The following is a 19,701-nucleotide window of genomic DNA, read 5'->3' as shown; positions in this document are numbered from 1 at the left end:
TCCGCGATTTCCCCATCCTGTTATAGCCGCCTTGCCCGGGCGGATTCAATTAAATGCCGGCGTCCTTGAACAGCGTGCTGATCGAGCCGCCTTGAATAATGATTTTGGTTGCGTCGGCCAGCATCGGTGCAACCGACAATACTTTGAAACGATCCGAGCGATTAGCTGGCAGCATAATCGAGTCCGTTACGACAACTTCTTTAATACACTCATGGTCCAAGCGCTGCAGGGCGTTGCCGGAGAAAAGCGGGTGCGTCGCGCAGACGTACACGTCTTCCGCGCCGCGTTCCTTCAAGCTTTCCACAACGTTAACGATCGTCGATCCCGTATCGATCAGATCCTCGATAATGATCGGGGTCTGTCCTTCGACGTCGCCGATAACGTGTGTAATCACCGATTCGTTGTGCGCGGGCCGCTTCTTGATCATGATTGCGAATGGCGAATCCAGTTGGTTCGCGAGCTTCTCCGCCGTAGTCGCACGGCCGGCGTCCGGGGAAACGATAACCGGATTTTTGATGTTCTTCTCCTTCAGATAATCGCTGATCAAATCCAGCGCCGTCAGGTGATCCACCGGAATATTGAAGAACCCTTGAATTGCGGGAGCGTGAAGATCGATTGTCATCACCCGGGTTGCACCGACGGTCGTCAGTACATCGGCCAGCATTTTTGCCGAAATCGGTTCGCGCGGCGCCGCTTTCCGTTCCTGGCGCGCATAACCGTAGTACGGCATAATGATGTTGACCGTCTTGGCGGAAGCCCGTTTCGCCGCGTCGATCATGACGAGCAGTTCGACGAAATGCTCATTGATCGGATGTGAGAACGACTGCACGATAAAGACGTGACAGTTCCGGATCGTCTCCTCGTAGTGAACGTAAATTTCTCCGCCCTTGAAACGCGACAGCTTCACGCTGCCGAGCGGCAACCCCAATTCATGACTGATCTTCTCCGCCAATTCCGGGTTGGAAGAACCCGAAAAAATTCGCACCTTATCGCTAAACATGATACCCTCCTAAGCCTTGGAACCAATAATTTATCCTGAACGAACTTTCGCCAGCTTGTTCAACAATCTTCATTATACATGTAAAACCTGATTTTTCAAAAATGAATCCTAATGGTTTTTCGCCTGCATGACGCCGCTAACTGCATGAATCCGGCTTTTTTCGGCAATTGGCGCGTCTGCAGGCAAATATTGGCCCGATCTTAAGCCGGCGGATATCGGCCGATGAGGCCCAAAAACAGAGGATTACGTGCCGAAGGGGCATAGGATCGTCAAACAGTGCTCTGCATGAGCCGGATCTCTATCCTCTTTAGCACATAATCCCTTAAGCCGCTTTAACACCTGTACCTCTGAAAATCCCGCATTGTTCACCGCAACGTTCATGCTGAGGCGGCAACCCGGCCGATTGCCGGCAGCGGTGGCAAAAAGCACCGGCAGCTCCGGATTAACGCTGCCGGCCGTCAGCTGAGTATTGAAGCACCCTTTACCCGCCCCGCCGCCTTCAGCCGAGTCTTCCGCCCGGCTTTTGTCCGAACCGCCGCTCTCGGCCAAGTCTGCGGGCCGCTTTCCTCGCGCCGTTCCCGGGGTTCGATCCTCAGCCCGCCTGCCTTAGCGCATTTTGTTCGTGGTCGGCTTTCCGTGACGTTCCGACAGCTCGCGCAGCAGCTCGTCCAGCGACAGGCCGCGTTCGCGCAGCAGCACCATCAGGTGAAAAATAAGGTCGCTCGCTTCGCTGCGCAGCTCATCGTTGTCTTTGTTTTTGGCGGCGATAATAACTTCCGACGTTTCTTCGCCAACCTTCTTCAAAATCTTGTCGACGCCTTTCTCGAACAAATACGTCGTGTACGTGCCCTCGGGACGTTCGGCGTAGCGCTGCGCGATCGTCGCCTCCAACTTGCCGAGCGCCGCGAACCGGTCCGCCGCGCCGTCCTTGCCGTGAGAAGCCGCCGCCGCGCCTTCTACGGGAATCTCATTGAAGAAGCAGCTGTATTTCCCCGTATGGCATGCTGCCCCGTTCTGCTCCACCCGCACGAGCAGCGTATCGCCGTCGCAATCGTAATGCAGCGAACGAATGCGCTGCGTATGGCCGCTCGTCGCGCCTTTGTGCCACAGCTCGCCGCGAGAGCGGCTCCAGAACACCGTCTCGCCGGTTTCGAGGGAGCGGGCAAGTGATTCGCGGTTCATGTAAGCCAGCATGAGCACTTCCTTGCTCACCGCATCCTGCACGACCGCAGGCACGAGCCCCGCCTCATTCCATTTGATTTGGCCGTAAATATCTTCAAGCTTTAGCTGCGTTCCGTTGTCAATACCGCTCATCGCACCTCGACTCCTTTCCTGCGCAAATCGCTCTTCACGTCCTCGATCGTCATTTCCTTGTAGTGAAAAATCGTTGCCGCCAGGCCGGCGTCGGCATGGCCGTCCTCAAACACTTCACTGAAATGCTCCACGCGGCCTGCGCCGCCCGAAGCGATTACGGGGATGCCGAGCGAATCGGAAACCGCGCGCGTCAGCTTCACGTCGAAACCGTCCTTCGTCCCGTCGGCGTCCATGCTCGTCAGCAAAATTTCGCCCGCGCCGAGCGATTCCACGCGTTTGGCCCATTCAAGGGTGCGGATGCCGGTCGCGCTCCGTCCGCCGTGGGTGTAAACCTCCCACTCGCCCCACTCCGGGTTGAACTTGGCGTCGATCGCCACGACGATGCACTGGGAGCCGAATTTGCGGGCCCCGTCCGATACGAGCGCGGGATTGCGCACCGCTGCCGTGTTAATGCCGATCTTGTCCGCGCCCGCGCGCAGCAGCCGCTTCATATCGTCTACATGGGAAATGCCGCCGCCGACCGTGAACGGAATCGTAATTTCACCCGCGGTCCGCTTTACGACCTCGACCATCGTCGCCCGTCCTTCGACCGAAGCCGAGATGTCCAGAAATACAAGCTCGTCGGCGCCTTCGCGGTCATACGTCGCCGCCAGCTCGACCGGATCGCCCGCATCGCGCAGATTGACGAAGTTGACGCCTTTCACGACCCGCCCGTCCTTCACGTCCAGGCAGGGAATAATGCGTTTGGCCAACATATCGGTGACCCCTTTCCAAAGCAGTAAGTAAGTGAAGCCCTTTTTCCTCAGCCGATTTCGCGGACCGCTTCGGCCAGCGAGATGCTGCCCGTATAGAGCGCTTTGCCGACGATGGCGCCGGATACGCCTTCTGCGGTGTGGGCCGCAAGCCGCTTCAAATCGTCCAGAACGCTGACGCCGCCGGAAGCGATGACGCTCGCGCCGGAAACTTTCGCCAGCGACACAATCGCCTCCACATTCGGGCCCTTCATCATGCCGTCGCGCGAAATGTCGGTAAAGATGAACGTCGAAGCGCCCTTCGCCGCGAGCTCCTTGGCCAAATCCTCGGCTTTCACCTCCGACGTTTCCAGCCAGCCGCGGGTCGCCACCAAGCCGCCGCGCGCGTCGATGCCGATCGCAACTTTATCGCCGTACGTGCCGAGCACGCGCTCGACAAACGCGCGGTCTTCGATCGCAGCCGTGCCGAGAATGACGCGCGATACGCCGAGACCGAGCAGGCGCTCCACATCTTCGAACGTGCGCAGGCCGCCGCCGATCTGCACCGGCACCTGCACGCTGCGCGCAATGTCGCCGATCAGGGCGTCGTTGACGGGTTTACCGGCTTTGGCGCCGTCCAAGTCGACCAGGTGAATCCAAGAAGCGCCCTGCGCCTCCCATTCCGTGGCCGCGCTGACGGGGCTGTCGTTGTAGACCGTCTCCTGGTTGTAATCGCCCTGCACGAGACGGACGGCTTTGCCCCCGCGAATGTCGATCGCCGGATATATCGTAAAGGTAGACATCAAAAATTCCTCCGCTTATCGTAATCCCAATCTATATAACAATGCCGTTCGTTACGCAGCTTCTGCACGACCATCATGCGGTGAGCGCACTCGCCGATGAACCTTAAACGCCCGTCGCTTTGGGGCTGCCGCTGAGCGCCAGGAAGTTGCCGAGCAGGCTCATGCCGAGCTCGCCGCTTTTTTCCGGATGGAACTGCATGCCGTACACGCTGCCGCGTCCGACGACGGCTGTAACCTGCTGATAATAATCGGTTGTCGCCAGCAGATCGCTTGCTTCCTCAGGCAGCGCATGATAGGAATGGACAAAGTATACGTGCCCTTCCTCCAGTCCGCGCAGCAGCGGGCTTTCCTGACCGAATTGCAGCTTGTTCCAGCCCATATGCGGAATTTTGTAATCGCCTTGGAACCGGACGACACGGCCGGGCAGCAGATCGAGCCCCTTGTGGTCGCCGTGCTCCTCCCCTTCGGTAAACAGCAGCTGCATGCCGAGACAGATGCCGAGCAGCGGCTTGCCGGAGGCGGCGTACGCTTTCGTCACGGCGTCCAGCCCGGTTTCGCGCAAGTTTTCCATCGCGTCGCCAAAAGCGCCGACGCCCGGCAAAATCGCGCCGTCCGCAGCCATAATCACGGCCGGATCGGCCGTTACGACCGCTTCGTAGCCGAGCCGCTCGACCGCCTTGCTGACGCTGTGCAAATTGCCCATGCCGTAATCGATAATCGCGATCATGTTAGAGCACCCCTTTCGTCGAAGGCACTCCTTGCACGCGGGGATCAATGCTGGTCGCCTCGTCGAGAGCGCGGCCCAGCGCCTTGAACACCGCTTCGATCATGTGATGCGTGTTGACGCCGTAATGGACGATGACGTGCAGCGTCATGCGCGCTTCGAGCGCCAGCTTCCACAGAAATTCATGCACCAGCTCCGTTGAGAAGCTTCCGACCTGCTGCGAAGGATACTCCGCGCGGTATTCGAAGTGCGGCCGGTTGCTCAGGTCGATCACGACCTGGGCAAGCGCCTCGTCCATCGGCACGAATACGCTCGCGTAACGCTTGATGCCGCGCTTGTCGCCGAGCGCTTCGCGCAGCGTCTGCCCGAGGCAGATGCCGATATCTTCCACCGTGTGGTGGTCGTCGATGTCCACATCGCCGCGCGCTTCCACCTCAAGGTCGAATTGGCCGTGCTTCGTGAACAAGTCCAGCATATGGTTCAGAAACGGAACGTCCGTTTCAATCTTTGCCGTGCCGCTGCCATCGACGGCAAAAGCCAGCTTGATGTCGGTTTCGTTCGTCTTGCGGGCCACCTCGGCCGAGCGGTTGACGTTATCCGCCATAATAATCCCTCTTTTCGCATCGTTCTATCGGTTTTAAGCGCGGCCTAAAGCCCCCATCCGCTGATGCGACGGCAAGCACGGTCCGCGCAGATATTGTCGCCTTGATTTCAACAAGCGCGCCAGCACCTCGGTCTAGCCTTCGCCGCGTTCCCGCCGCAGCCGCAGCTCGACGGCCCTGGCGTGCCCTTCCAGCCCTTCGTAGCGGGCGAGCGTCATAATTTTGTCGCCGCCTGCAAGCAGAGCCTCGCGGCTGTAATAGATCAGGCTCGACTTCTTCAGGAAGTCGTCCACATTAACCGGCGACGAGAACCGCGCCGTGCCGTTCGTCGGCAGAATATGATTCGGTCCTGCGAAGTAATCCCCGACCGGCTCCGAGCTGTACGGCCCGAGAAAAATAGCCCCCGCGTTCTCGATCCGCCCGAGCAGGCTCATCGGGTCGGCGGTCAGCACCTCCAGATGTTCCGGCGCCAGCGCGTTAATGACGTCGATGCCCGCTTCCAGCGAATCGACGAGCAGCGCCGCGCCGTAGCTGTCGATCGAGGCGCGCGCAATCTCGCGGCGCGGCAGGTCCGCCAGCTGCCGATCGACCTCGGCCGCTACCGCTTCGGCGAGCGCCGCCGACGGCGTGACGAGAATGGCCGACGCCATCTCGTCATGCTCCGCCTGCGACAGCAGATCGGCCGCGACATAAGCTGGATCGGCCGTCTCGTCGGCCAGCACTGCAATCTCGCTCGGTCCGGCGATGCTGTCGATGTCGACGACGCCGAACACGGCGCGCTTCGCCAGCGCCACATAGATGTTGCCGGGGCCGCAAATTTTGTCCACCGGCGGAATGCTCGCCGTGCCGTATGCCAGCGCGGCCACCGCCTGCGCCCCGCCGACCCGGTACATCTCCTTGACGCCCGCTTCCGCGGCGGCAACGAGAATATACGGGTCGATGCCTTCCGTGCCGCCGGTTGCGGGCGGCGTCACCATCACAATTTCCGGCACGCCGGCCACCTGCGCCGGGATGACGTTCATGAGCACGGACGACGGATAAGCCGCCTTGCCGCCGGGTACATAAACGCCGACGCGTTTCAGCGGCCGCAATATTTGGCCCAGCACCGTGCCGTCCGGCTGCAAATCCATCCACGAGGAGCGCATCTGCTTCTCGTGGAACGAGCGGATGTTGGCGGCCGCGGCGCGGATCGCCTCCAGAAAATCCTCCTCGACACGCTCGTACGCAGCCGCGATTTCCGCGTCCGTTACCCGCAGCGACGCCGCATCCAGGCGCACGCCGTCGAACCGTTCCGTATACGCAAGCAGCGCCGCGTCGCCTTCAGAGCGGACGGCATCCACAACCGCTTTGACCGTTTCATTTTGCTCCGGCGTTCCGTACTCCACTTCGCGAGAGAGGTCAAACTGCTCCGCACGCATGATTCTCATGCTTCATACTCCCCTTTCCCTAACCGCACACCTTACACGCGGGCCGATATCGATGCCTGCAAACGGTCGCAGAGGCTCTGTATCGCTTCATTTTTCATCCGGTAGCTTACGCGGTTCGCAATGAGCCGGCTCGTAATGCCGAAGATCGATTCCATTTCGACGAGGCCGTTCTCGCGCAGCGTCTGCCCCGTTTCCACCATATCGACGATCCGGTCGGCAAGGCCGATCAGCGGCGCCAGCTCGATGGAACCGTTCAGCTTGATCACTTCCACCTGCTGCCCCTGCTCGCGAAAATATTGCGACGCCACGTTCGGATACTTCGTCGCCACGCGCGGATTGATGACCGGCTTCCAGTCCGGCAGTCCGATGACCGACATCCGGCATTTGGCGATGCCCAGATCGAGCAGCTCGTACACATCCTTGTTCTCTTCCATCAGCACGTCTTTGCCGACGACGCCGATGTCGGCCACGCCGTATTCGACATAGGTCGGCACATCGACGGGTTTAGCCATAATGAATTCCATGCCCGCCTCCGGCACCTCGATAATAAGCTTGCGCGTATCGTCGAAATCGCTCGGAATCGGCAGGCCCGCTTCACGGAACAAGCGCGAAGCCTGCTTATATATACGCCCTTTAGGCATCGCTACCTTCAGTATATCCCGATTGCCGCTCATGCGCCGCTGCCTCCTTCCGTTTTGAAAAATGGCATAAACACGCCGTACGTCCGTCCTCCGTAACGGACCGCTCCCCCGTCCGGAAGCCGCTCGATCCCGCTCTCCGACTCCATCGGCTCCGTTACGACAACAGCGCCGCTTTCTCTTAGCCGCTGCGCTTCCGCCAGCGCATGGTCACGGCCGGCCCGGTCATAGCCGATCAGCAGCCGGCGCCCGTCGCCTTCCGCTTCGCCCCCGACCAGCTCCAGAATGCGGTTCGTTTTCAACGCGAAGCCCGTCGCCGGCGCCGGACGTCCGAACTGGGTCAGCAAATTGTCGTACCGTCCGCCGCTGACGACCGGGAAGCCCAAATCGGCGGCGTACCCTTCGAACGTCATGCCGGTATAATAGGAAAAGTCGCCGATCATCGTCAAATCGATCAGCACATGCTCGCACACGCCGTACGCCTTCAGCACATCCCATATTTCGCACAGATGCCGGATCGACGCCTGGGCGGTCGCATCGCCGCTCAGCTGCAGCGCCTGCTCGCAGATCTCCGACCCGCCGCGCAGCCGCAGAATGCCTTCCAGCTCCCGCTGCAGCGGCTCCTCAAGCGCCAGCTCGCGCAGCCGTTCGCGGTAGCCGACATAATCGCGTCCGAGCAGACACTTTTTCAGATCCTCCTGCTCGTCCTGCCGCCCTTTGAGCGTCTCTTCGAACAGGCCGTTCAGGAACCCGACATGGCCCATGGCGATTTTAAACCGTTCCACCCCTGCCGCCTTGAGCGACGCAATCGCCAGCGCCACCACTTCAGCGTCGGCTGCCGCCGAAGCGTCGCCCACCAGCTCCACGCCGGTTTGGAAAAACTCCGCATCCCGTCCCGCTTCTTCCTCGATCGCGCGGAACACATTGGCGTGGTAGGAGAGGCGCAGCGGAAACGGCTGCTCCTTCAGCAGCGAAGACACGACGCGCGCAATCGGAGACGTCATCTCCGAGCGCAGCACGAGCGTCGTGCCGCGGTTGTTCAGCAGCTTGAACAGCTTCTGGTCGGAGGTGGAGCTTGCCGCCCCAACCGTATCGTAATATTCCATCGTAGGCGTCATGATTTGCTCGTAGCCCCAGCGGTTCATGCACTGCAGCACTTCCCGCTCGATATGGCGCAGCTTCGCCACCGCGTGGGGAAGGTAATCTTTGACGCCGGTCGGTTTTTCGAACACTTTCGGTTTAGACATCTATTTTCACCCGCAGACACTTTAGTGTGTTAATGTGTTACCATGTTACCATACTGCCAAAATAAAGGATCAGACGTAATGTTACCATGAAATCCCGCCGTGCGTCAACTATTTACCCGCTTTCAACGCCGCTTCTAACGTTATCGTTTCTTAACCCGATGCGCTTATGCAAAAAACCTCCGAAGCCGCTTTACAGGCGGCCTCGGAGGTTCCAATGTTACATTTTAAACGCATCTGCCGCACATCCGCGCCGCCGGCAAGCGCCTTCGCCTACGATGCCGAACTCCAACGTTTCCACTTCATCCATCCGAGCTTTCCTCGCTGAGCAGCAAGAGAGAATCGGAAACGAACAAACAGCAGCAGGGCGATCGTAAATGCAAGCATCGTCAGCTGCAAATAGAACATCCGGTTGGCGGCGATTCCGAAGCGGCTGTTGCCCAGCGCTTCCGGTCCCTTTTTCATTACCGCGATCAGCGCTTTCGGATCGTTGTCCATTCCGCCGGCATTAACCCGGAATCCGTTCCGCTGTCCCGCCTCGTCGATCCCGCTCTTTACCGTCAGTGTGACGGTAATGCCGAGCCGGTCGCATACTTTGAGCAGCGGCTTGGAATAAGCGCCGTAAGGGAAAGCGAGCACGTCGCTGCGGATGCCGAGCTCCCGATAGAGCACCTCGTTCGCACGACGCAGATCGTTTGTAATCCGCCGTTCGTACTCATGTTCCGTCTCCCTGCGGTGCTTCTCTTTCAAATAGATCCGCTTCATCAGCATCGGCACCTGCTTTTTGCCGGAGAGGTCTGCAGCCATGTAAGCGTGGGAATCGAACGTATGGCTATAAAAGTCGTATCCGCTGCGCCGCATCTCCCGCACCTGGTTCCAGTTCAGCTTCGCAACTCCTTTATGGGCGGGATTGCCGATCGTGCTCACGATGAGAAAGTTGGTCGCGGGCGCGTGAAACTGCTTAAGTATCGGGTATGTATCGGTATAGAAAGTTTCGTAACCGTCATCGAAAGTCAGCAGCACCGCATTATCCGGAACGGCCGCCCCCCGCAAAATAAACGCTTTGTACTGCTCCATCGTAATCCAGTGAAAGTGGTTTTCTTTCATCAACCGCAGCTGTTCTTTGAATTTGGCCAAAGAGAGCGATTTAGGATCGTGATGATCGGACACATCGTGGTACATCAGAACAATAACTTTGTTCCGGTAATAGACACTTCCGGCCGCCCCCGCTGCGGAGACGGTCTGGGCGCCGCTTATTCCCGAAGCCGATGCCTGGCTGGAGCCGGTTATGTATGTCAGTTCCAATTGGACGAAAATAGCGATAAGTATTGCGGCGACCATTATTTTGGCAAACTTGCGCTTCATTGCTTGACGACCTTTCTTATAGGGAAATCCTGTAAGCAAATCCTGCTTATAGGCTCCTTTAAGACGATTCGGACGTCAATAAAGTTGCGGTCACACCCTGTTACCGCTGCAGCTCGCGGAGCGGATTGCCCCCGACGAACGTCCCCGGCTGCACATCTTTATGTACGACCGAACCGGCGGCCACAACAGCCCCGTCACCGATCGTAACGCCCGGCAAAATGGTCGTGTTCGCGCCGATCATCACATCCGATCCGATGACGACGTCGCCCAGCCGGTATTCGTTGATTAAATACTCGTGCGTCAAAATCGTCGTATTGTAACCGATCACGCTGTTGTCGCCCACCTTGATCCGTTCCGGGAAAAAAACGTCGACCATGACCATAAGCGCGAATGCTGTATTTTTGCCCACCTTCATCCCGAGCACGTGCCGGTAAATCCAGTTCTTCGCCGGCAGCGATGGACAATAGCGGGCAAGCTGAATGGCGATAAAATTCCGCACCGCCTTCATGCGGCTTACCGTGCGGTACACCTGCCACAGCGCATTCGCTCCTTCCACGGGAAAACGATCAACCTTTCTCAAAGGCCTCCCGCTCCAATCCGACAAGGGCGTACAAATCGCGCATATCATCAATAATATGATCGGCGCCGTATTCCCGCAGCACCTGACCGCCCTTGAGCGACCATGCGACGCCGACTGCAATTGCCCCCGCAGCCTTTGCGGCACCGATATCGGCCGGGCTGTCCCCGATCATCAGCGTCGAAGCCGGATCGGCCTTAAGCTCCGCCATCGCCTTCAGCACCGGCTCCGGATGCGGCTTCGCTTCCGTCACGTCATCAAGCGTTACAACGGAGTCCATATACCGCTCCAGACCGGTCAAATTAAGCCCCCTGTCGGTCGTCAGCCGCATCTTGGTCGTGACAACGCCCAGCTTGAAGCCGCTGCGTTTCAAATTGCCCAGCACATCGTCCACATGAGGGAATGCTTTGACCATCTCGTCATGCATCCGCAAATTATATTCGCGGTAAACGGGAACGAGATGGGATACTTCCGTAAGACCGGAGAACTTCTGCAGCTGCGTCACCAGCGGCTGCCCCATAATCGGAATCATTTGCTCCGCTCCGAACCCTGCGGGCACGATTCCGTCCAATGCATGCAGGAACGAACGGATAATGAGCTCGTTCGTATCGAGAATCGTACCGTCCAGATCAAACAGAAGGGTTGTGATTTGGTTTTTCATTGTCATTCTCCTTAAGTTTTTGCGTTAGCAAAAACACTTCGTAAGCATTGGCCTAGCTGTCCTCTTTGAGGTCCCGTCCTTCGATGCCCGCAGCCTTTTCTTGAGCCGAACCGGCTGGACCGCCAGATTTCGCACCGGCCGGAAGGCCTGTTTTATAGTTGATAATCGGGTCCACATAACGCTCCGTTGCCAATCCGAGCGTGCGCCGGACCGCGATCGCTGCCGCACAGGCGATGACAAGTACGATCGCGAGCAGCTGCGAAATCCGCACATTGCCGTATGCCGGATCGAGAAAGCCAGGCTGGAAGACGACCGTCATCGGGGACCAGAGCCAATCGACGATCGAAGCGAGCGAATCCGGCCCTTTGAACGCCAAACTATCGGTACGCAGCCCTTCGATAAAGAATCGGCCGATAGAATACCAGATTAAATAGGAAAAAAAGAGCTCTCCCGCCCGCATAAAGCGCTGACGGCGCAAAATGAACAAAATGATAATGCCGGCCAAGTTCCACAGCGATTCGTACAGGAATGTCGGATGATGAAACGTGCCTTCCACATTCATCTGGTTGACGATCCAGGCCGGAAGATGGAGCGTATGAAGCAGGAACGACTCCTCCACCGGTCCTCCGTACGCTTCCTGGTTCACAAAGTTACCCCAGCGTCCGATCAGCTGGCCGGCGATAAGCGACGGCGCGCAAATGTCCACGATCCGCCAAAACCGGAACCCTTTAGATCTCGAATAGAAAAATCCGCATACAACGGCGCCGATAAGCGCACCGTAAATGGCAATGCCGCCGTTCCAAATTTGGATGATTTCTCCCGGATGGTCCTTATAATAGTCCCATTTGAACAAAACAAAGTAGGCCCTTGCGCCGATAATGGCCGACGGTACGCCGAGCAGCAGCAGGTCCATGAAGAAGTCCGACGATATCCCGAACCGCTTCCCTTCCCGGACAGCAAGAAGCAGTCCGACGAGCGCTCCCATTCCGAGAATAATACCGTACCAGTGCACTTCCAGCGCACCGAGAGAGAAAGCGATCGGATTGATACGAAGCACATCCATAATAAGATTAGTCTCCTTTGACCGAAAAAATAATATTATTCATAATCGTCCATATCGTCGCTAATCGTCTCCGTCAGCTTGTTCGTGAACTGGAGCGCCGCGTTGTAGCCCATCCGCTTTAGACGGTAATTCATCGCCGCCACCTCAATAATGACTGCCAGGTTACGGCCCGGACGGACCGGAACGGTGATAAGCGGAATTTCGGTATCGATGATGGACGTCGTCTCTTCATCCAGTCCGAGACGGTCGTACTGCTTCTCCTGCTGCCAGTTTTCCAGCTTGACGACAACGCTGATCCGCTTGTTGTTGCGGACCGCGCCCGCCCCGAACAGCGTCATCACGTTAATAATGCCCAAGCCGCGGATTTCCAGCAAATGACGAATGAGCTCCGGAGCCGTGCCGTGCAGCTGATTGTCCGACGTTTGGCGGATTTCGACCGCATCGTCCGCGACGAGACGGTGGCCCCGCTTCACAAGCTCCAGCGCCGTTTCGCTTTTACCGATCCCGCTGCCTCCGGTAATGAGCATGCCCATGCCGTATACATCCACAAGCACGCCGTGGATGGTCGTGGTCGGCGCCAGCTTCCGCTCCAGGAAGTTCGTCAGCCGGCTCGTAAAAATCGTCGTCGCCACTTGGCTGCGAAGTACGGGAATGCGATGCTTCGTTGCCTGCTCGATCAGCTCGAGCGGCGGTTCAAGCCCGCGGGTAATTAAGATGCACGGCGTTTCATCGTCGCACAGCCGGTCGAGCCGGTCGCGGCGCTCCTTGGCGTCGAGCGTCTGAATGAAAGCCAGCTCCGTTTTGCCCAATATTTGAGCCCGTTCTTTCGGATGGTAGTGGAAATAACCCGCCATCTCCAGCGCAGGTCGGTACAAATCATCGGTTGTAATTTCTCTTCGCAATCCATCCTCGCCCGTCAAAATTTCAAGCTGAAACTGATGGACGATTTCGGATACTTTCACCTTCTTGGGCATAGTGTGCCGCTGCCTCCCTAACTAAGTATATCCCGTGCATGGTGCCCGGTATCGGTGTCGCTTTTCTAACAATCAATGTCTTCATCGTAATGGAAAAAGACGCCGAGCGCAACGTTAGGCCGCTGCGCTTTCCCGGCCTGCCTTGCCCGTCGAAACATTGTTCCTCGCATTTGCGGTCTGACGGCGCCCGAAATCCCGGTGTGTCACTGCTGCAGGAAATACGAAAACGGCGGCCCGAGCTTAGATCGGACCGCCGCCTGGCGAGCTATAATGGAATATTCGAATTATTTCTCAAAAATGTTTTCTTCGGTTTCTTTATCGAAAATATGGACTTTATTCATATCGAAGCCCATTTTGATGTTGTTTCCTTCACGATTCGCGGAACGTCCGTCTACGCGGGCAATAACCGTGTCACTGCCGATGCCTTTCAGGTACAGGTACATTTCGTGACCAAGGTTCTCCGCCACTTCAATGGTTGCATTTACGACGGTGTTCGGCGAAGCTTCGATGAATACCGGCTCTTCGTGCAGGTCTTCCGGACGAATGCCCAGTACCACTTCTTTGCCGACATATCCGCCAGCGCGCAAAATTTTCGCTCTGCCTTCCGGAACGACGATGTCGACATTAGACGCCTTGAAGTGCAGCGCTCCGGCCAGCTCGCTCAGCGTACCTGTAATAAAATTCATCGAAGGGGCTCCGATGAAGCCGGCAACGAAAATGTTCACCGGATGGTTGTACAGCTCGTCAGGAGAAGCAGCTTGCTGAATGATGCCGTCCTTCATAACGACGATACGGTCGCCCATCGTCATCGCTTCGATCTGGTCATGCGTTACGTAAATAACGGTCGTTTCCAGACGTTTGGCCAGTTTGCTGATTTCAGCGCGCATTTGACCGCGCAGCTTGGCGTCAAGGTTGGAAAGCGGTTCGTCCATCAGGAACACTTGCGGTTCGCGGACGATCGCGCGGCCCAGGGCAACACGCTGGCGCTGACCGCCGGAGAGAGCTTTCGGTTTCCGTTCGAGCAGATGCTCGATATCGAGAATTTTCGCGGCTTCACGCACGCGTTTGTCGATATCGGCTTTTTTGAACTTACGCAGTTTAAGACCGAATGCCATGTTTTGGTATACGTTCATGTGCGGGTAGAGCGCGTACGATTGGAATACCATCGCAATGTCGCGGTCTTTTGGAGCAACGTCATTTACGAGGCGATCGCCGATGAACAGCTTGCCTTCGGAAATTTCTTCGAGTCCTGCAATCATCCGCAGCGTCGTCGATTTGCCGCAGCCGGACGGTCCGACCAGCACGAGAAACTCTTTGTCCTTAATATCGAGGTTGATGTCTTTAACGGAAGCTTTATCGGTACCGGGATATTTTTTGAAAACATGCTCTAAACGTACGCCTGCCATGTACATTTCCCCCTAAACGTTATAAGTTCGTTCGGCATCTGACTGCCGGTTGATAGTTTTATTGTACCGGAGAACAATGCAGGCGACTATGCACAATCTCTACAAAAAATTCAATTTCTTTTCGTGACTTTGTACAAAAGCAAAATCAATTTGACGAGCACTGCATCGCGGAATAACCTTACATCGAGTCCGCTTTCCTGCTTCAGCTTGTCAAGCCGGTAGAGCAGCGTATTCCGGTGAATGTACAGCTTCTTCGCCGTCTCGCTCACGTTGCAGTCCAGCGAAAAAAACGTTTCCAGCGTGCTTACCGTTTCCGGCTCGACAAAAAAATCGGTCCGGTTCAGCGCCTGCTCGACAAACCGGACTCTGCTCGCTTCCGGGATACTGCTGAGCAGCCGCTCCAAGTGCAGCAGCCAGGGCAGGTGGATGTTCGTGCCGACATGAAATTTCCGGCCCAAATAAACCGTTTCGCGCAGCAGCGCTACCGTTTCCACGAGCGATTTGGCCGGCGAAACCGGATGCGAGACGGCAAGATGGCAGTCGCCGACCCATTCGCTGGCCAGCATTTCGTGCAGGCCGAAGCCGATCAGCCGCAGACTGTCCTCTTCGCTCTCTTCTTCATCGCCGCCTCTCTCCTCCGTTTGCGTCTCGCGCAGCAGCGTTTTAGGCCCGAGGATAAGCCATTCATTTTTTTTGAGCGGAATAAGCAGCACTTCATCGGTTAAAAAAGACCGCAGCAGCTTTTCCAGCTCGGCGTATGAAGCCGATTGGGTACCGGAATAATCGTTAACGACCAGAAACGGAAGCATTTCGGTAAACAGCCGGCCATCCATCGTCAGCCGATCCGGCAGCATTTCCGGTTTTTCGGCTTCCAGCTGGTCCGCAATCCACCGTCCCAATTCCTGTGCCTGGGCTTCCGAACCCGAAACCGTCTTTCCTTCATAGCTGTAGTCATTGCGCAGCATCTGTACCATTAATCGGACAAGCGATTTTTCTTTATCCGTTATTCCGCCCTTGCGGCTCACTTCGAGCACTTCGACGCTGTTCTCGTTCGCATGCACGACAAACCTGACCGTACTGCTCGTTTCCAGCTCGCTTCCCGGCTTGACATGCTGCGCGCCGAACGTCGATCCGACCTTGTCGCGCCATTCCGACAGCGGATATCGGCGAAGATAAATGGGACTATCCAGTACTTGCTGCAGTTGACCGATCCAATCTGTCATGCTCATAGCCAGTCCCCTATTCTTATTAAGCCAAATGATGGCGTTCTTTTCTTCATTATTGTACCATCTGCGGCGGAGTCGTTTCCATTTAGACACTTTCTCTCTACTGTGAACGACAAAAAAACTTGCATTTCTGCAAGTTTCGATTGTTTCCATATGAAATGGTGAGCCATGAAGGACTCGAACCTTCGACACCCTGATTAAAAGTCAGGTGCTCTACCAACTGAGCTAATGGCTCTTGAAGATGAAATGGTGGAGGATGATGGATTCGAACCACCGAACTCGTCAGAGAACAGATTTACAGTCTGCTGCGTTTGGCCACTTCGCTAATCCTCCACAATATGATTCTAAGCAGCGCCATTTGCTCTTAGAAAATAAATGGTGGCTCGGGACGGAATCGAACCGCCGACACGAGGATTTTCAGTCCTCTGCTCTACCAACTGAGCTACCGAGCCACACCTATGAAAAAAATGGCGGAGCTGACGGGATTCGAACCCGCGGTCTCCTGCGTGACAGGCAGGCATGTTAGGCCTCTACACCACAGCTCCGTATAAAACATGGTGGACGCTGACGGGATCGAACCGCCGACCCTCTGCTTGTAAGGCAGATGCTCTCCCAGCTGAGCTAAGCGTCCTTATTAAATTGGTAGCGGCGGAGGGGATCGAACCCCCGACCTCACGGGTATGAACCGTACGCTCTAGCCAGCTGAGCTACGCCGCCATGCTTGTCCCCTATTAGTATAGCAGTTTTGCCAGCAGGAGGAACTGTGCAAAATCAGGAAATGACATCGCCAAATGTCATCTGTAACAAATGAACGATGAGTATACTCGCTACCGACGGTTCATTTGATTACACCCTGAAAACTAGATGCGAAAGATTGCTTGTGCTTCCTTAGCTGAATCATATGCCTTGCGGTTTTCCTCACTTGGAAAACCCATTAGGATAAGCCCTCGACCGATTAGTATTCGTCAGCTGCACACGTTGCCGCGCTTCCACCTCGAACCTATCAACCTGGTCGTCTTCCAGGGGTCTTACTTAACTGGGAAATCTCATCTTGAGGGGGGCTTCACGCTTAGATGCTTTCAGCGCTTATCCCGTCCGTACTTGGCTACCCAGCGGTGCTCCTGGCGGAACAACTGGTACACCAGCGGTACGTCCATCCCGGTCCTCTCGTACTAAGGACAGCTCCTCTCAAATTTCCTACGCCCACGACAGATAGGGACCGAACTGTCTCACGACGTTCTGAACCCAGCTCGCGTACCGCTTTAATGGGCGAACAGCCCAACCCTTGGGACCTACTTCAGCCCCAGGATGCGATGAGCCGACATCGAGGTGCCAAACCTCCCCGTCGATGTGGACTCTTGGGGGAGATAAGCCTGTTATCCCCAGGGTAGCTTTTATCCGTTGAGCGATGGCCCTTCCATTCGGTACCACCGGATCACTAAGCCCGACTTTCGTCCCTGCTCGACTTGTAGGTCTCGCAGTCAAGCTCCCTTATGCCTTTGCACTCTGCGAATGATTTCCAACCATTCTGAGGGAACCTTGGGGCGCCTCCGTTACATTTTAGGAGGCGACCGCCCCAGTCAAACTGCCCGCCTGACACGGTCCCCCTACCGGTTTCACGGTAGCGGGTTAGAACTCAAGTACGATCAGGGTGGTATCCCAACGGCGCCTCCACCGAAGCTGGCGCTCCGGCTTCTTAGGCTCCCACCTATCCTGTACAGATCGTACCCAAGTCCAATATCAAGCTGCAGTAAAGCTCCATGGGGTCTTTCCGTCTTGTCGCGGGTAACCTGCATCTTCACAGGTATTAAAATTTCACCGGATCTCTCGTTGAGACAGCGCCCAAGTCGTTACGCCATTCGTGCGGGTCAGAATTTACCTGACAAGGAATTTCGCTACCTTAGGACCGTTATAGTTACGGCCGCCGTTTACTGGGGCTTCGGTTCACAGCTTCGGATTGCTCCTAACCGCTCCCCTTAACCTTCCAGCACCGGGCAGGCGTCAGCCCGTATACTTCGCCTTACGGCTTCGCACAGACCTGTGTTTTTGCTAAACAGTCGCTTGGGCCTTTTCACTGCGGCCCCCTCGGGCTATTCACCCTACCGAGGCACCCCTTCTCCCGAAGTTACGGGGTCATTTTGCCGAGTTCCTTAACGAGAGTTACTCCGCGCGCCTTAGCATGCTCTGCTCGCCTACCTGTGTCGGTTTGCGGTACGGGCACCTTCTCCTGGCTAGAGGCTTTTCTCGGCAGCCGGAGCACATGACCTTCGGTACTGTAATTTTCCCTCCCCATCACAGCCCAGCCTTAACGGTTGACGGATTTACCTATCAACCAGCCTCACTGCTTGGACGAGCTATTCCATCAGCTCGCGTCACTACCCTTCTGCGTCACCCCATCGCTCATAGCGGATTACGGTGGTACAGGAATATCAACCTGTTGTCCTTCGACTACGCCTTTCGGCCTCGCCTTAGGTCCCGACTTACCCTGAGAGGACGAGCCTTCCTCAGGAACCCTTAGGCTTTCGGCGGATGGGATTCTCACCCATCTTTTCGTTACTCATACCGGCATTCTCACTCGTGTACCGTCCACCAGTCCTTACGGTCTGACTTCAACCTATACACGACGCTCCCCTACCCAAGCGGTATCCCGAAGGATACGCGTTGCCATAGCTTCGGTGGTGTGTTTAGCCCCGTTACATTTTCGGCGCAGAGTCACTCGACCAGTGAGCTATTACGCACTCTTTCAATGGTGGCTGCTTCTAAGCCAACATCCTGGTTGTCTGGGCAACTCCACATCCTTTCCCACTTAACACACACTTGGGGACCTTAGCTGATGATCTGGGCTGTTTCCCTCTTGACGATGGATCTTAGCACTCACCGTCTGACTCCCGGTCTTACGTCTATGGCATTCGGAGTTTGACTGGACTTGGTAACCCTTGGCGGGCCCCGCACCCAATCAGTGCTCTACCTCCACGACGCATTACAACCGAGGCTAGCCCTAAAGCTATTTCGGGGAGAACCAGCTATCTCCGGGTTCGATTGGAATTTCTCCGCTACCCCCACCTCATCCCCGAATTTTTCAACATTCGTGGGTTCGGGCCTCCAGTGCGTGTTACCGCACCTTCACCCTGGACAGGGGTAGATCACCCGGTTTCGGGTCTACATCCACGTACTCATTCGCCCTATTCAGACTCGCTTTCGCTGCGGCTACGGCTTCCCACCTTAACCTTGCACGTGAACGTAACTCGCCGGTTCATTCTACAAAAGGCACGCCATCACCCCTATAACGGGCTCTGACTTCTTGTAAGCGCACGGTTTCAGGATCTGTTTCACTCCCCTTCCGGGGTGCTTTTCACCTTTCCCTCACGGTACTGCTTCACTATCGGTCGCCAGGGAGTATTTAGCCTTGGCAGATGGTCCTGCCGGATTCCCACGAGGTTTCACGTGTCTCGCGGTACTCGGGATCCGTCTCGGAGGGTGCTGGCTTTTGGTTACAGGGCTTTTACCTCTTCTAGCGGGCCTTTCCAGACCTCTTCGCCTAACCAACACCTTTGTAACTCCATGTGAGACGTCCCACAACCCCAAGGGGCAAGCCCCTTGGTTTGGGCTAATCCGCGTTCGCTCGCCGCTACTGACGGAATCACTTTTGTTTTCTCTTCCTCAGGGTACTTAGATGTTTCAGTTCCCCTGGTATGCCTCAACCTGACCTATGGATTCAGTCAGGAGTGACTGCGCATTACCGCAGCCGGGTTTCCCCATTCGGACATCCCCGGATCAAAGCCTGCTTACGGCTCCCCGAGGCATTTCGTCGTTCGCCACGTCCTTCTTCGGCTCCTGGCGCCTAGGCATCCTCCGTGCGCTCTTACTAGCTTAACCTAAAACGTTGCAACGCAACGTCGCTTCGAAAGCATAAGCTTTCCGGTTGATTCGATGACGTCTCCGTTGC

At 56.5% G+C, this 19,701-nt stretch carries 17 protein-coding genes, 6 tRNA genes and 1 rRNA gene; all 24 read right to left on the bottom strand.

What is annotated here, in order from left to right; genetic code table 11:
- Positions 1-49: 49 nt before the first annotated feature.
- The 24 genes from VN24_RS11120 to VN24_RS11005 all read right to left on the bottom strand — a co-directional run bounded on the left by VN24_RS11120 (position 50) and on the right by VN24_RS11005 (position 19,631).
- Positions 50-1,000, bottom strand: a complete 951-nt coding sequence (locus VN24_RS11120) for a ribose-phosphate diphosphokinase (RefSeq protein ID WP_045670461.1) — start codon at positions 998-1,000, stop codon at positions 50-52.
- A 243-nt stretch (positions 1,001-1,243) separates the two neighbouring features.
- A complete protein-coding gene (locus VN24_RS11115) occupies positions 1,244-1,549 on the bottom strand; it encodes a hypothetical protein (RefSeq protein ID WP_045670460.1) in 306 nt (101 codons plus the stop codon).
- 57 nt (positions 1,550-1,606) lie between these two features.
- Positions 1,607-2,314, bottom strand: coding sequence for a bifunctional phosphoribosyl-AMP cyclohydrolase/phosphoribosyl-ATP diphosphatase HisIE (gene hisIE, locus VN24_RS11110; RefSeq protein ID WP_045670459.1), 708 nt, complete (start codon positions 2,312-2,314; stop codon positions 1,607-1,609).
- Complete coding sequence (hisF, locus tag VN24_RS11105) at positions 2,311-3,069, bottom strand: imidazole glycerol phosphate synthase subunit HisF (RefSeq protein WP_045670458.1); 759 nt, start codon at positions 3,067-3,069, stop codon at positions 2,311-2,313. The genes hisIE and hisF overlap by 4 nt, the downstream gene beginning before the upstream one ends.
- Before the next feature lie 47 nt (positions 3,070-3,116).
- Positions 3,117-3,848, bottom strand: a complete 732-nt coding sequence (hisA, locus tag VN24_RS11100; protein ID WP_045670457.1) for a 1-(5-phosphoribosyl)-5-[(5-phosphoribosylamino)methylideneamino]imidazole-4-carboxamide isomerase — start codon at positions 3,846-3,848, stop codon at positions 3,117-3,119.
- Positions 3,849-3,951: 103 nt separating this feature from the next.
- Positions 3,952-4,575, bottom strand: coding sequence for an imidazole glycerol phosphate synthase subunit HisH (gene hisH, locus VN24_RS11095; RefSeq protein WP_045670456.1), 624 nt, complete (start codon positions 4,573-4,575; stop codon positions 3,952-3,954).
- A gap of 1 nt (position 4,576) precedes the next feature.
- Positions 4,577-5,176 (bottom strand): imidazoleglycerol-phosphate dehydratase HisB, encoded by a 600-nt coding sequence (gene hisB, locus VN24_RS11090; RefSeq protein WP_045670455.1) that lies wholly within the window; start codon positions 5,174-5,176, stop codon positions 4,577-4,579.
- A 132-nt stretch (positions 5,177-5,308) separates the two neighbouring features.
- On the bottom strand, positions 5,309-6,601 hold the full coding sequence (gene hisD, locus VN24_RS11085; RefSeq protein WP_045670454.1) for a histidinol dehydrogenase: 1,293 nt from the start codon (positions 6,599-6,601) through the stop codon (positions 5,309-5,311).
- A 32-nt stretch (positions 6,602-6,633) separates the two neighbouring features.
- The gene (hisG, locus tag VN24_RS11080; protein WP_045670453.1) at positions 6,634-7,275 is read right to left on the bottom strand and encodes an ATP phosphoribosyltransferase; all 642 of its coding nucleotides are present in this window, start codon (positions 7,273-7,275) and stop codon (positions 6,634-6,636) included.
- Entirely contained in the window at positions 7,272-8,486 is a 1,215-nt protein-coding gene (locus tag VN24_RS11075) for an ATP phosphoribosyltransferase regulatory subunit (RefSeq protein WP_045670452.1), read from the bottom strand. Before VN24_RS11075 ends, hisG begins: the two co-directional genes overlap by 4 nt.
- A 270-nt stretch (positions 8,487-8,756) precedes the next feature.
- Positions 8,757-9,848, bottom strand: coding sequence for a polysaccharide deacetylase family protein (locus VN24_RS11070; RefSeq protein ID WP_148505223.1), 1,092 nt, complete (start codon positions 9,846-9,848; stop codon positions 8,757-8,759).
- Between the two features lie 100 nt (positions 9,849-9,948).
- Positions 9,949-10,428 carry an acyltransferase gene (locus VN24_RS11065; RefSeq protein WP_158453668.1) on the bottom strand — a complete coding sequence of 160 codons (480 nt, stop codon included), beginning with the start codon at positions 10,426-10,428 and terminating at the stop codon, positions 9,949-9,951.
- Positions 10,415-11,086, bottom strand: a complete 672-nt coding sequence (ppaX, locus tag VN24_RS11060) for a pyrophosphatase PpaX (protein WP_045670450.1) — start codon at positions 11,084-11,086, stop codon at positions 10,415-10,417. The genes VN24_RS11065 and ppaX overlap by 14 nt, the downstream gene beginning before the upstream one ends.
- A gap of 52 nt (positions 11,087-11,138) precedes the next feature.
- A complete protein-coding gene (gene lgt, locus VN24_RS11055; protein ID WP_045670449.1) occupies positions 11,139-12,149 on the bottom strand; it encodes a prolipoprotein diacylglyceryl transferase in 1,011 nt (336 codons plus the stop codon).
- 35 nt (positions 12,150-12,184) lie between these two features.
- Complete coding sequence (gene hprK / locus VN24_RS11050) at positions 12,185-13,123, bottom strand: HPr(Ser) kinase/phosphatase (protein ID WP_045670448.1); 939 nt, start codon at positions 13,121-13,123, stop codon at positions 12,185-12,187.
- A gap of 284 nt (positions 13,124-13,407) precedes the next feature.
- On the bottom strand, positions 13,408-14,529 hold the full coding sequence (locus VN24_RS11045) for an ABC transporter ATP-binding protein (protein ID WP_045670447.1): 1,122 nt from the start codon (positions 14,527-14,529) through the stop codon (positions 13,408-13,410).
- Positions 14,530-14,639: 110 nt separating this feature from the next.
- The gene (locus VN24_RS11040) at positions 14,640-15,758 is read right to left on the bottom strand and encodes a PucR family transcriptional regulator (protein WP_045670446.1); all 1,119 of its coding nucleotides are present in this window, start codon (positions 15,756-15,758) and stop codon (positions 14,640-14,642) included.
- A gap of 156 nt (positions 15,759-15,914) precedes the next feature.
- Positions 15,915-15,990 (bottom strand) — tRNA-Lys (locus tag VN24_RS11035).
- Positions 15,991-16,002: 12 nt separating this feature from the next.
- Positions 16,003-16,088, bottom strand: a tRNA-Tyr gene (locus tag VN24_RS11030).
- Between the two features lie 43 nt (positions 16,089-16,131).
- Positions 16,132-16,207 (bottom strand) — tRNA-Phe (locus tag VN24_RS11025).
- A 16-nt stretch (positions 16,208-16,223) separates the two neighbouring features.
- Positions 16,224-16,300: transfer RNA gene (locus VN24_RS11020), tRNA-Asp, on the bottom strand.
- A gap of 10 nt (positions 16,301-16,310) precedes the next feature.
- A tRNA-Val gene (locus tag VN24_RS11015) sits at positions 16,311-16,386 on the bottom strand.
- Between the two features lie 9 nt (positions 16,387-16,395).
- A tRNA-Met gene (locus VN24_RS11010) sits at positions 16,396-16,472 on the bottom strand.
- A gap of 218 nt (positions 16,473-16,690) precedes the next feature.
- Positions 16,691-19,631 (bottom strand): 23S ribosomal RNA (locus VN24_RS11005).
- Between the last annotated feature and the right edge of the window lie 70 nt (positions 19,632-19,701).

Origin of the sequence: Paenibacillus beijingensis (assembly GCF_000961095.1) — a bacterium.
GTDB classification, from domain to species: domain Bacteria; phylum Bacillota; class Bacilli; order Paenibacillales; family Paenibacillaceae; genus Paenibacillus_O; species Paenibacillus_O beijingensis.
The sequence above is the reverse complement of the archived record's forward strand: the minus strand, read 5'-3'. Positions and strand labels throughout refer to the sequence as shown.